This is a genomic window from Clostridium sp. CM036 (assembly GCF_055081135.1).
Window position 1 is genome coordinate 1,537,071 of sequence record NZ_CM143652.1, and the last position, 12,351, is coordinate 1,549,421.

Annotated in this window: 12 protein-coding genes and 1 pseudogene; 2 read left to right on the forward strand and 11 right to left on the reverse strand. The window is 31.0% G+C overall.

Going from position 1 to position 12,351, the window contains the following annotated elements:
- Positions 1-19 precede the first annotated feature (19 nt).
- Entirely contained in the window at positions 20-1,276 is a 1,257-nt protein-coding gene (locus ACWJKE_RS07280) for a dicarboxylate/amino acid:cation symporter (protein WP_216303525.1), read from the forward strand.
- Between the two features lie 135 nt (positions 1,277-1,411).
- Positions 1,412-2,086: a helix-turn-helix transcriptional regulator gene (locus tag ACWJKE_RS07285; RefSeq protein ID WP_216303526.1), complete on the forward strand. Its 675-nt coding sequence runs from the start codon at positions 1,412-1,414 to the stop codon at positions 2,084-2,086.
- 311 nt (positions 2,087-2,397) lie between these two features.
- On the opposite strand, the gene ACWJKE_RS07290 is transcribed toward ACWJKE_RS07285, so the two are convergent.
- From ACWJKE_RS07290 to ACWJKE_RS07340, 11 genes and pseudogenes are all read right to left on the reverse strand, one after another.
- Positions 2,398-3,306, reverse strand: a complete 909-nt coding sequence (locus ACWJKE_RS07290; protein ID WP_220286608.1) for a polysaccharide deacetylase family protein — start codon at positions 3,304-3,306, stop codon at positions 2,398-2,400.
- Between the two features lie 51 nt (positions 3,307-3,357).
- The gene (locus tag ACWJKE_RS07295; RefSeq protein WP_462959300.1) at positions 3,358-4,086 is read right to left on the reverse strand and encodes an N-acetylmuramoyl-L-alanine amidase family protein; all 729 of its coding nucleotides are present in this window, start codon (positions 4,084-4,086) and stop codon (positions 3,358-3,360) included.
- 294 nt (positions 4,087-4,380) lie between these two features.
- On the reverse strand, positions 4,381-5,136 hold the full coding sequence (locus tag ACWJKE_RS07300; protein ID WP_216303529.1) for a hypothetical protein: 756 nt from the start codon (positions 5,134-5,136) through the stop codon (positions 4,381-4,383).
- Positions 5,126-6,574 (reverse strand): HAMP domain-containing sensor histidine kinase, encoded by a 1,449-nt coding sequence (locus ACWJKE_RS07305; RefSeq protein WP_216303530.1) that lies wholly within the window; start codon positions 6,572-6,574, stop codon positions 5,126-5,128. Before ACWJKE_RS07305 ends, ACWJKE_RS07300 begins: the two co-directional genes overlap by 11 nt.
- A 3-nt stretch (positions 6,575-6,577) precedes the next feature.
- Entirely contained in the window at positions 6,578-7,234 is a 657-nt protein-coding gene (locus tag ACWJKE_RS07310) for a response regulator transcription factor (RefSeq protein ID WP_216303531.1), read from the reverse strand.
- Between the two features lie 614 nt (positions 7,235-7,848).
- Positions 7,849-8,052 (reverse strand): annotated as a pseudogene (locus ACWJKE_RS07315) (cell wall hydrolase); the annotation flags it as partial.
- 28 nt (positions 8,053-8,080) lie between these two features.
- Positions 8,081-8,989 carry a polysaccharide deacetylase family protein gene (locus tag ACWJKE_RS07320; RefSeq protein WP_220286608.1) on the reverse strand — a complete coding sequence of 303 codons (909 nt, stop codon included), beginning with the start codon at positions 8,987-8,989 and terminating at the stop codon, positions 8,081-8,083.
- Between the two features lie 51 nt (positions 8,990-9,040).
- Positions 9,041-9,745 (reverse strand): N-acetylmuramoyl-L-alanine amidase family protein, encoded by a 705-nt coding sequence (locus ACWJKE_RS07325; protein ID WP_462959301.1) that lies wholly within the window; start codon positions 9,743-9,745, stop codon positions 9,041-9,043.
- Between the two features lie 149 nt (positions 9,746-9,894).
- Complete coding sequence (locus ACWJKE_RS07330; protein ID WP_216303535.1) at positions 9,895-10,182, reverse strand: DHHW family protein; 288 nt, start codon at positions 10,180-10,182, stop codon at positions 9,895-9,897.
- Between the two features lie 14 nt (positions 10,183-10,196).
- Positions 10,197-11,603 carry an MBOAT family O-acyltransferase gene (locus ACWJKE_RS07335; RefSeq protein ID WP_216303536.1) on the reverse strand — a complete coding sequence of 469 codons (1,407 nt, stop codon included), beginning with the start codon at positions 11,601-11,603 and terminating at the stop codon, positions 10,197-10,199.
- A gap of 12 nt (positions 11,604-11,615) precedes the next feature.
- On the reverse strand, positions 11,616-12,221 hold the full coding sequence (locus ACWJKE_RS07340; RefSeq protein WP_216303537.1) for a GDSL-type esterase/lipase family protein: 606 nt from the start codon (positions 12,219-12,221) through the stop codon (positions 11,616-11,618).
- Between the last annotated feature and the right edge of the window lie 130 nt (positions 12,222-12,351).

A 12,351-nucleotide genomic window follows, 5' to 3' on the forward strand; every position in this document is an offset into this window, starting at 1 on the left:
TAGAAGGCGAGGAACACTAATGAAGTTTTTAAAGAACTATAAATTTTCTTTTATCCTCCTTGGGGGAATGTTAGTAGGGTCCATTGTAGGATGGATACTTGGACCAAAAGCTGTACTTCTTACTCCTATAGCAGATGTTTTTCTAAATTTATTATATTGTTGTGTAGTCCCTATGATTTTCGTATCTTTAGTATCTTCCATTGCTAATATGGAGAATTTGCACAAACTTGGTAAAGTGTTATCTATCATGATGGTATTGTTTATTGTAACAGAAATCATAGCCAGCGTTTATATGGCTGTCATCTGTGGAGTGTTTGATCCAGCTCATGGAGCAAATATCGTTATGAATGAAACAGTAAAGGATATGACGAGCAGTAGTAATTTTTTATCGATGTTTACAGTAAATGACTTTTCACTGTTATGGTCAAGAAAAAATTTGATGGCTTTAATTGTTTTTTCTATGTTTTTTGGAGTATCTACTGTTGCTATAGGAGAAAAAGGAAAACCTGTAATGCAATTATTTGACTCACTATCTAGTGTTATTATGAAAATGGTTGGATATGTCATGCTTTTAGCCCCAATAGGACTAGGTGCATTCTTCGCTACTTTGATTGGGCAGTATGGTGATGAAATTGCAGGACCACTATCAAGAGCATTAATAATATATTTTATAGCGGCTCTAATATATTTCTTTTTAGCAAATACTATTTTCGCTTTCATTGGTGATGGGAATAGAGGAATTAGAAATTTTTGGAAACACATTGTTCCGCCAGCTTTAACATCTTTAGGTACGTGCTCTAGTGCTGCAAGTATTCCGAGTAATCTTATTGCCTCAAAAAACATTGGCATTCCAGAAGATATTAAGAATATTACTATTCCTATGGGTTGTAATCTTCATAAAGATGGAGCGTGTTTAATTTCAATTTTAAAAATTGCATTTATGTGTTCTATTTTTAACATTAACTTTCTGGATCCTAAAAACTTATTGACTGCTATTGTAGTATCTGTAGTAGCCTCATCAGTAATGGGTGCAATACCGGCAGGTGGCTATGTTGGAGAAATATTTATTGTAGCTGCTTTTGGATTTCCGGCTGTTTCAATTCCAATTATGGTTTTAATTGGAACAATAACAGACGCACCAGCAACAGCAATTAACGCTACTGGTGATACTGGGGTTGCAATGATTATTTCTCGCATTATTGAAGGTAAAAACTGGGCTGATAAAAAAATTGCCACTAATAAAATATCTCATATAGAAACAGAATCATTTATGTAAGTTAGGAGATAGTACTATAATTCCAGTGAAAATATAACACTTACTGGAATTATATCTCTTCAGTTAAAATTCTATAAAGACAACACTTTGCAATATGCACAAGGCTAAATATAAAGATATTTATGAGGTGAAAAAATGTCATCTAAACTTATACAGAATAAATTAAATAAATATATTCCGTTGGTAGATTTTATTGCTGCGATTTTGGGTAAAAATAGTGAAGTGGCTTTACACGACTTAACAGATTTAGACCATTCTATTATTAGTATAAAAAATAACTATATTTCCAAAAGAGAAGTTGGTGCTCCTGCAACAGATTTAATTTTAAAAATACTAAAAGAAAATTCAAATGAAAAAAATGATTTTATTACTAATTATAACGGAGATAATAAAATAAATAACTCCCTACGTTCATCAACTTTTTTTATAAGAGATGATGATATGAATTTAATTGGTCTTATATCTGTGAACACTGATGAAACAGCACTTAATACTTTGATGGAAACTGTTTCAAAGGTATATTCTCTTTATAAAAAAGAACCTGAATTAGAACGTAAAGATGATAGTGAATCAGAAAATCTCTCTTCAATCATTGAAGAATTAGCTCAATGTTCAATTAATAAAATAACCTCTTCTAAAGGTATTACTATTGAATATTTAAAACAAGAAGATAAGATTCATATAGTCGAGGAACTTCATCAAAAAGGAATCTTTCTATTAAAAGGTGCCGTTAAACAACTTGCTAAAACATTAGGCTCATCAGAAGCCACCATTTATAGATATGTTCAGAAAATAAAAAACCAAGAATAAGATTAAGACTTATAGCTTTTGTAATTATTTTAATTGTAACCTTTAGATATGGACAAGTATATTTTATTTAACTAAAAATAAATGCAACCGTACTCGTGATGTTTAAAAAGACTCTATTATTACCTCCATGATTCCTCCACATACCATCCCTTCATCTTCAGCGATGGCGCCTGTCATATCTACGCTTTGAATTTAATACCCACCATTTCCGAGTAAGTTACGGGCATCATTAATTATCGCGCCTTCGCTACACTAATTAGGCAACACTTATAAGTTCTTTTATACCATTATATTACAAATACTGCCTTAAGTTATTTTATAATCTTAAATTCATATCCATTTATTTTTAGATAGTCTATAATTTCAGGTAATGCCTTTGCAGTTTCTTCCTTACCATATGTATCGTGCATTAATACTACTATTTTTTCTTGTGTACCTACATCTTTTTTAAAGGCTTCTACTAATTCGGGGGCAGTTTTGTTTTTACCCTCAGCATCGAAAATATATGCATTCCAATCTATACTATACATATCTTTTTCCTTTAACTTGGCATTCAATTCAGTCAAATTAGGATCATCGTAGTATACTCTAGACATATATCCACCTGGCATTCTCATTGCTCGTGCATTAAAATCTTGTCCTAAAATATCTTTTAAGATATTGTTAGTTTTCTCAAGTTCAGCCATATAAATACTTACATCAAGTCTGTTATGAGGATATAATGTTTTCATTGAATGACTATAGCTATGATTTCCTATAGAATGTCCTTCTTTGGAAATTCTTTTTATAAGCTCTTTACTTGAATTATTAGATTCTATAAGGTTTCCAACAGTAAAGAAGGTTGCTTTTATTTTATTATCTTTTAATACATCTAGTACTTGTGGTGTTACAGTAGTAGATGGGCCATCATCAAAAGTAAGAAACGCGATTTTCTTACCATCTTTCACGCCTCTACCGCTAGATATATCTGATACTTTTTGTATATCATAATCAGCTGCAGCATTGGCGGCTTTAGTATTTAAATCTTTAGCTTTCTTATCCGCTTCGTCTTTTTCCTTTATTTCCTGTGCCTTAGCCTGTAATACCTGATTTCCCTTGGCTTGAACATTCACTTCTGAAACCCATGTATACCCTGTATAAAATAAAGCACATAATATAATAGAAAATACTATAATTACAGTGTTTCTTATTGTCTTAAATTTATTGCTTTTTATTCTCATAATTTTTTTCTCCTTTGTTATATCTAAACATTAATTTTAGTGTAAAATTAATTACTTTTTAACTGATGACTTATAATTTAAAATTCCTTTTGCTATACTATTAGCACATACATCTTGTCCACTTTCAGATGTTACAAAATTAGCATCTGAAGAATTACTTAAAAAACCTATTTCAATTAATGCGGAAACAGAATTATTAAGCCGTAATACAGCCAATGAGTGTCCATTAGATTCATATTTCAACCCTCTATCGGCGGAGTAATTACTATTACCAAGTTCCTTTTGGATACTTTCAGCAAGTTTTTCACCATCAGTATTAGGAAACCTACACCAGGTTTCTACTCCACGATAGCTAGAGTCAGTAGCAGAATTACAATGTATAGATACAAATGCATTTGCTTTAGCCTCATTTGATACTTTAACTCTTGCTCTAAGATCTAGCTTATTATCAGAGGGCCAGGACACTTTATCAGTAGTTCTTGTATATAACACCTTAATACCATCTTTTTCTAAGAGAGCGCCTACTTTAAGAGCAATTACTAATGTTACATCCTTTTCAAAAATATTCGATGAGTTTGTAGCACCAATATCATATCCGCCATGGCCTGCATCAATACATACTGTAAAATTAGAAGTATTACTCTTTTGCTCGTGGTTATTAATAATCTGTGGATTAGCATTCGCTCCTTTTTTTACTGGATTACTAATAAATAGCAATCCCAAGATTAATAAGAATACAAAGAGTGCTTTTATACTTATTTTCGACAACTTTTTTTTCATAGATTTCCCTTCTTTCTACATTGTTTTTGCTTTTTATCGTTTATCTGATATATTTAATTATAATAGGAGAATATATCAGAAGTTTTTAATAGTTGTAAAGCATATGTAAAGAAAAGAATTATCTAGTTCTAAAAAAATACTCACTTTTAACAAAATAAGATTTTGTTAAAAGTGAGTATTTTGTAAAGAGACATATATAAGAAAAAGCATTCCGAATATGGGATGCCTTTTCTTATTTATGTCACTTACACTAAAGTAGTAAGTTTTATGATTTTATTCCATTTGTTTATTTTCTTACCAACTAGTATTAGATTGAATTTTCGCCATTACTCCTATTGAGAAACTGTATATTTTTTTAGTGCTCTCATCAATAGAAATTATTACTTTATTACTAGCTACGTCAGCATCCTCGTATACTAAACTGCATCCAACTGGCTCCTTTACGCTTTTCGGATTTTGATTAACGAACTTTATATTTTTAATATTACCAATATTATTTTTTAGTATAAATTCTTTTGCTATTTTTTTTGCTTCGGTTATATCAATACTACTGTTTGAAGAAGGTATAATCTCACTATCATAACTGTTAAAATATATACATTCTCCTGTTTTTGAATCTATTTTCATAAAATAGCCTGTGTAATTTGTATTTTGTGTTTTCTTTTCTACTCTTGTAAAAAATTCTACATTATATAAACCGTTTTCTAACACAGATTTACTATATTCCAATTGCGTTTTTGAATAATTACTTGGCTTTATCAGCTCTAAATCTCTTTTTAACATTGATGAACTAAAGAACTGAACATTACTTCCAACCTCTGTCAGGTAAAGTTTCACATTAAAATATTTTTCTAAAATTTCTAGAGCTTTTAATTTTGCCCCTTCCTCTGTTAAGATTTTTTTTCCATTCACTATATCTGAAGTAGATATAGTATTTTTATCAAGCTTTATAACTACCAGTTGATTTTTTTTTATGTTACTAAAATCACTACAGGAAGTTAAAAAAATACTAGAAATCAATAATACGAGAAGTATTATTTTATGTTTCATGAAAGGAGTCACCACCTTTACAAGTATTAAATATTAATTTAATTGAAGTTCCCTTATCTATTTCACTTTCAACTACAAAGCATCCACTATGAATATCCAATATCTTTTTACATATTGATAAACCTAATCCGGCACCATTACTTGCCCTAGTTCTTGCTTTATCAACCATATAGAAGGGTTCAAAGATCTTATCTATATGTTCCTTAGCAATCCCTATGCCATGATCTTTTATTTCAACTTCATATTTATATTTGTTAATACCAATGTGAATTTCTGATTTAACCTTAGAAGCTTTTATAGCATTGTCTATAAGATTAGTTAGTAGTACCTTCATTAAATCACGTTGCATCATCATTTCAAAATCATTGTCCTCTATTACTAAGCTTATGTTTTTTTCAATAAGTTTTGGAAGCAATGACCCTTTTACTTCAAGAACAATGTTTTTTATGCTTTCATTTTGCAGCTTAAACTCTTCTTTTCTTAATAGTATTAAGTCCATTAGCCTAAAAGATAATTCCTCTAACCGCTTTCCCTCTCCATATATATAGCCAAGACCGTCTATAAAAATTTCCTCATTATATTTGGTGGTACGAAGTAAATTTGCATACCCTATTATAGAAGTTAATGGTGTTTTTAATTCATGGGCCAAGTTATCGATGAACCTCTGCTTTTCATTATTATTTCTTTCTAATTCATTTATTTTTTCTTCAACAACCTCAGCCATTGTATTGAAATTTTCTGCCAGCACGCCAAATTCATCTTTAGATTTTATTTCTACCTTTTCTGAAAAGTTTCCTTTAACTATTCTTTTAGTAGCCCCTATAAGATTCTGGATTGGTTTTGTTATATATTTACTTGCAAAATACATAAACGCCATGAAAACTAAAGATACTACTACGTCTAGTTTAAAAAAGAAAACATACTGATTTCCTCTTTCTTTATAAATTCCTGAAATATTTCGCGCATAAGTAAATTTATAGGATTTATTATTTATATTTATCAAGTTTGATATAAATATATATGATTTATTACCTATATCCTTAATTATATATTGTCTTTTATCTGGTTGAAGTGAATTGATTTCTTCTCTTTTATCAGGCATTTTAAAATTCATATTACTAAACACACTTTTATTATTTGTATCTAAAATCTCTACATAAACATTTTTATCATTGTATTTTTTGTAATAATCATTGATGGCATTAGATAAAATTTCATCATCCGAGCTGGTATTACGGGAATACCTTCTTAAAGTGTCATACACCGGAATACTTAAATTCACTCCTGAATAAATACTCAAATGTTCACTTAAACATCTATCTACTTCTCTTTTTAATGTTTCATTATGAATCTTTTCTATTATTAAAATTCCTGCAAAGCTAAAGGTTAAAATAAATAAAGTCAAAAATAAAATGTATATTCTTTGCCAAAATTTCATCTATTAGTCCTCCAACCTGTAGCCAATTTTATAAACCGTCTTAATATTATCATTTAGGTCTAATTTTTTTCTAATTGAACCTATATGCATATCAACAGTTCTAGTTCCTCCAAAATAATCATATTTCCATACTCTTTCTAATAGTATATCTCTAGTTAATGCTATATTTTTATTTTGCACCAATATACATAATAATTCAAATTCCTTAAGAGTTAAATCTACTATTTTGCCACTTTTTTTTACTATTCTTTCTTTTAAATATATTTTAATATCTTTAAATTCCAAAGCATCATTAGCTTTTCCATATCTTCTAAGAACAGTTTCAATTCTTGCTAACAGTTCTAGAGCCTCAAAGGGCTTTACAATATAATCTTCTGCTCCTAATTTTAATCCAGTTACTTTATCAATAACTGAGTTTTTAGCAGTAAGAAATATAACAGGAATATCTAAATATCTTATTTTATCCATTATAGTAAAACCATCAGCATTTGGAAGCATAACATCCAGTAGTATTAAATCAAAAGGTTCATTTTCAATTATATTAATTGCTTCTAAGCCATCATAAACTTCTTTAGTTTCATAATTTGCTATATTTAAATTTAATTTGATTAAGTTTGATATTGCTAAATCATCTTCTACTATTAGAATCTTTTGTTTCAACCATATCACCTCCAATAATATTATTGTTTTATTTATTCAAATTTATTAATATAAATAATTAGCAAGTAAAATTATAAACTATTTATATATGAGAAGATTATCCTATATGTAAAGTTGTTGTAAAGTTTTAGATACTTATCTAATAAATTATTATATTTTAATCCTATTGTCTGATATCTACTTTAACTTTTTTCCTTGTATAGGTAAATCTTAAAAGTTTTAATAATATTTATCATCGTTAAAATTAATTGCCGTTTTGACGTTTTTTACAGCTATGATAATTAGTAAAGATGATAGTGAATCAGAAAATCTCTCTTCAATTATATGTAATAGTTCTAACTCGAAAAAGTATATACCATCAGTGTAAAGCACTGATATATCTAGGGTTTAATCACTAAATGATAAAGCTCTTATTTTTTTGATCAAAACAAGTTAGTTAAAATACAATTATAGTATTGATAATACTAACTAAGCGAGAGATAAAAATGGCAAATGATAAACTGAAAAAAGGAAGCAAAACACCGATATATTCAACAAATTTTTTGAATATATCGGTGTTTTAGTAATATATGTCTTAACGTATAAAATCCGCGTTTTGCGATTATTACCCCCTAATGTATTTGTTCTAGTGGACTTGCCCAAATGGTTTTAGGGTTAGCAATGCCACCAAGTTCGGAGGCTACACGATCAAATTGTCCTGTCTGGAATATAACTTTTCTTAAATCACCTTGACCTATCCTAAGATATTCGTCATAAGCTTCATTAATTCCGTTCATGACCACAGAAGCAACAGCTTTCATCCCATTTTCACCTCCTCCAAAATTACTTTACAGTGCCCTCCGAAAGTTATTTTATAATCTTAAATTCATATCCATTTATTTTTAGATAGTCTATAATTTCAGGTAATGCCTTTGCAGTTTCTTCCTTACCATATGTATCGTGCATTAATACTACTATTTTTTCTTGTGTACCTACATCTTTTTTAAAGGCTTCTACTAATTCGGGGGCAGTTTTGTTTTTACCCTCAGCATCGAAAATATATGCATTCCAATCTATACTATACATATCTTTTTCCTTTAACTTGGCATTCAATTCAGTCAAATTAGGATCATCGTAGTATACTCTAGACATATATCCACCTGGCATTCTCATTGCTCGTGCATTAAAATCTTGTCCTAAAATATCTTTTAAGATATTGTTAGTTTTCTCAAGTTCAGCCATATAAATACTTACATCAAGTCTGTTATGAGGATATAATGTTTTCATTGAATGACTATAGCTATGATTTCCTATAGAATGTCCTTCTTTGGAAATTCTTTTTATAAGCTCTTTACTTGAATTATTAGATTCTATAAGGTTTCCAACAGTAAAGAAGGTTGCTTTTATTTTATTATCTTTTAATACATCTAGTACTTGTGGTGTTACAGTAGTAGATGGGCCATCATCAAAAGTAAGAAACGCGATTTTCTTACCATCTTTCACGCCTCTACCGCTAGATATATCTGATACTTTTTGTATATCATAATCAGCTGCAGCATTGGCGGCTTTAGTATTTAAATCTTTAGCTTTCTTATCCGCTTCGTCTTTTTCCTTTATTTCCTGTGCCTTAGCCTGTAATACCTGATTTCCCTTGGCTTGAACATTCACTTCTGAAACCCATGTATACCCTGTATAAAATAAAGCACATAATATAATAGAAAATACTATAATTACAGTGTTTCTTATTGTCTTAAATTTATTGCTTTTTATTCTCATAATTTTTTTCTCCTTTGTTATATCTAAACATTAATTTTAGTGTAAAATTAATTACTTTTTAACTGATGACTTATAATTTAAAATTCCTTTTGCTATACTATTAGCACATACATCTTGTCCACTTTCAGATGTTACAAAATTAGCATCTGAAGAATTACTTAAAAAACCTATTTCAATTAATGCGGAAACAGAATTATTAAGCCGCAATACAGCCAATGAGTGTCCATTAGATTCATATTTTAAACCTCTATCGGCGGAGTACTTACTATTACCAAGTTCCTTTTGGATGCTTTTAGCAAGTTTTTCACCATCAGTATTACGAAACCTACACCAGGTTTCTACTCCATGATAACTAGAGTCAGTAGCAGCATTGCAATGTATAGATACAAATGCATCTGCTTTAGCCTCATTTGATACTTTAACTCTTGCTCTAAGATCTAGCTTATTATCAGAGGGCCAGGACACTTTATCAGTAGTCCTTGTATATAACACCTTAATACCATCTTTTTCTAAGAGATCGCCTACTTTAAGAGCAATTGCTAATGTTACATCCTTTTCAAAAATATTCGATGAGTTTGTAGCACCAACATCATATCCGCCATGGCCTGCATCAATACATACTGTAAAATTAGAAGTAATACTCTGTGAATTAGCATTCTCTCCTTTTTTCACCATATTACTAATAAATAGCAATCCCAGGATTAATAAGAATACAAAGAGTGCTTTTATATTTATTTTCAACAACTTTTTTTTCATGGATTTTTACCCTCTTTCTACATTGTCTTGAACTTCATCGTTTATCTGACATATTTGATATGTATCAGAAGGATCTTGTAGTTGTAGCATTTTTCTCTCATATTGATCAATCGTTGCTAATGTTACTATCCACAGCAATGTAATAAAAATTACCTTTTAAATAAAATTTGATTGGAGCCTTTCTGGATATGAACCCAAAAATTTCGAGAAGGGAACTGATCAGAAAAATATGATTCAACCTTAGTCTCATAACTGCCATCTAATACTTTTTCAATACGAAAAACAGGCCATTGTGCTAAGTAACGCCTCTCCTCTCTTGAATAGGTTTTAGCCGGTAGAGCAAGATTCAATATAAACATAGCAAGTATAAATAAAAGCGGCAACATACACACGATATTCTGTATAACGGCAAGTTTTTTTTTGTTACTTATTCTCATATCAATCCTCCTGGTCAAAATCGGAAATATATAAATGGGTTGTAGGTTGAACTAACCATGTATGCCGTTGAAAAAAACATTAGTACACAATAATACACGGTTACTGCTAATTTATAAATATTGTAATGACTTCTTTCAAATACTAACGCCAGTTCCTTAGGCCAAGGTGAAGCCGCAATGATACAAACAATATATAAGATGGCATAAGCTTTTAGCTTCACAATTGCTTGGTTATTAATAAGCGCATTACCTCCTACTCCAGACATGATCCGCAGAAAACCGAGCATATCCGTCAGGTTGGTAAATTCAAAAAGCACCCAGCCTATAACAACAAACAGCAATAAGTATATATGACGGACAACCTTTGGCCATCTTGTCATGCTTTTCTGCAAAAACAATTTTTCTATTAATATTAAAGCTCCAAAATAAAGCCCCCATAAAACAAAATTCCAACTTGCACCATGCCAGAGCCCGGTGAGAAACCATACAATGAACATGTTCCGTATCAGTTTCCACTTACCGACACGGTTTCCACCAAGAGAAATATATACATATTCCTTAAACCATGATCCTAGGGAGATATGCCACCTGCGCCAAAATTCCGAAATACTTTGCGAAATATATGGATACTGGAAGTTTTCCTTGAAACGAAATCCAAACATTTTTCCCAATCCGATAGCCATATCTGAATACCCGCTAAAATCGAAATAAATCTGTAATGTAAAGGCAATAATCCCGGCCCATGCCATGAGCATTGAAACTTCTGTACCTGGCATGGCTTTTACTTCAGACCATAGTAGTCCTATATTATTTGCAAGAAGCATCTTTTTCGCAAGACCACACAGAAAGCGCTGCATCCCGGAGTTGAATTTTTTGAAGTTCATGCTCCTGTAAGCTAACTGTGATTCAATGTCTGCATAGTTCACAATAGGCCCTGCCACCAACTGCGGGAACATAGTAATATAAAGGGCAAATAGAATCAGGCTTTTCTGCTGCTTTATTTTTCCCCTATATACATCAATCACATAAGATAGTGTCTGAAAGGTATAAAACGAAATTCCTATGGGAAGCGTTGGTGTTCCAGCATTCAAATTCCAACTGCCAATTGATGCTATTGTACTTATGATCATGCCGATGTATTTAAAATAAGCGAGACAGCCTAAATTGAGCACCAGGCTTATTATTAAAAAAAGCTTCCTTTTTCGGCTACTGGTATCAGATCTACCTAAGAGAGTGCCTAGACAGTAATTAACCGTTATGGAACCGCACATCAATAACACATAGATAGGTTCTCCCCATGCATAAAAAAACAGGCTTGCAGTCAGCAGGACAATATTCCTAAAGTGCTTTCCTAAGGAATAATATAGAATTACTGTGATAGGCAAAAAAGCAAATGTAAAAAACAGACTACTGAATATCATATGGTCCCTCCACTATAATAATTTAGAAAGTTTCTTCAACCACAGCTGATAAAATTCTTTCTTGAAGTGAACACCATCTTCCGCAAATAAATCAGGGTTTTCCTTTGCCAATGCTCCTATGTCTATATAATTAACTGATAACTTGCCCGCCAACTCCTTTAAAAGCTCATTGTATTCATCTACATTTTTATAGCGGGGTTCTAGTTTTAATGCCTCCTGTGTTACAGGTGTTATGGACTGGAGATATATCTTACAATTGGGCTGTTCTTCCTTTATCTTGTTAATCAGTTTTGTTAAATCATTTCTGAATAATTCTTTAGGATCCTTCACAGGCATGAACAGGTCATCCGATCCCAACATGATAAAGACGTTGTCCGGTTTCTTTTTAGTCAAGCCATCAATTTTATCATACGTAAACCCGGCTGTGGCTCCTGCCGCAGCTATTACACTTTCTTTAGGAAGAATTTCATTGATGACAAAACCTTCGGTAATGGAATCTCCGATAAACACATTGTTCTTAGACTTAGCTGTAACATCCTTTGCAGCATTTGTATTCCCGCAGGCAGTCATACCTATCAAAAGAATACCCATAAGGAAACTAATAATTAATTTTTTCATAAAAATACCTCTTTTCTTTATTTGATAAACTTATATTACAATAGTAAAATGCAGAACAGGTGCAGATAAGATAGAGTTCGGATATTATTTCTTTCTAATTTTTTGCAGAACAAAAGCCATGAAGTACCCT

Coding starts and splice junctions, on each gene's coding strand:
- ACWJKE_RS07280 (WP_216303525.1), top strand. CDS start 20: ATGAAGTTTTTAAAGAACTATAAATTTTCTTTTATCCTCCTTGGGGGA.
- ACWJKE_RS07285 (WP_216303526.1), top strand. CDS start 1,412: ATGTCATCTAAACTTATACAGAATAAATTAAATAAATATATTCCGTTG.
- ACWJKE_RS07290 (WP_220286608.1), bottom strand. CDS start 3,306: ATGAGAATAAAAAGCAATAAATTTAAGACAATAAGAAACACTGTAATT.
- ACWJKE_RS07295 (WP_462959300.1), bottom strand. CDS start 4,086: ATGAAAAAAAAGTTGTCGAAAATAAGTATAAAAGCACTCTTTGTATTC.
- ACWJKE_RS07300 (WP_216303529.1), bottom strand. CDS start 5,136: ATGAAACATAAAATAATACTTCTCGTATTATTGATTTCTAGTATTTTT.
- ACWJKE_RS07305 (WP_216303530.1), bottom strand. CDS start 6,574: ATGAAATTTTGGCAAAGAATATACATTTTATTTTTGACTTTATTTATT.
- ACWJKE_RS07320 (WP_220286608.1), bottom strand. CDS start 8,989: ATGAGAATAAAAAGCAATAAATTTAAGACAATAAGAAACACTGTAATT.
- ACWJKE_RS07325 (WP_462959301.1), bottom strand. CDS start 9,745: ATGAAAAAAAAGTTGTTGAAAATAAATATAAAAGCACTCTTTGTATTC.
- ACWJKE_RS07330 (WP_216303535.1), bottom strand. CDS start 10,182: ATGAGAATAAGTAACAAAAAAAAACTTGCCGTTATACAGAATATCGTG.
- ACWJKE_RS07335 (WP_216303536.1), bottom strand. CDS start 11,603: ATGATATTCAGTAGTCTGTTTTTTACATTTGCTTTTTTGCCTATCACA.
- ACWJKE_RS07340 (WP_216303537.1), bottom strand. CDS start 12,221: ATGAAAAAATTAATTATTAGTTTCCTTATGGGTATTCTTTTGATAGGT.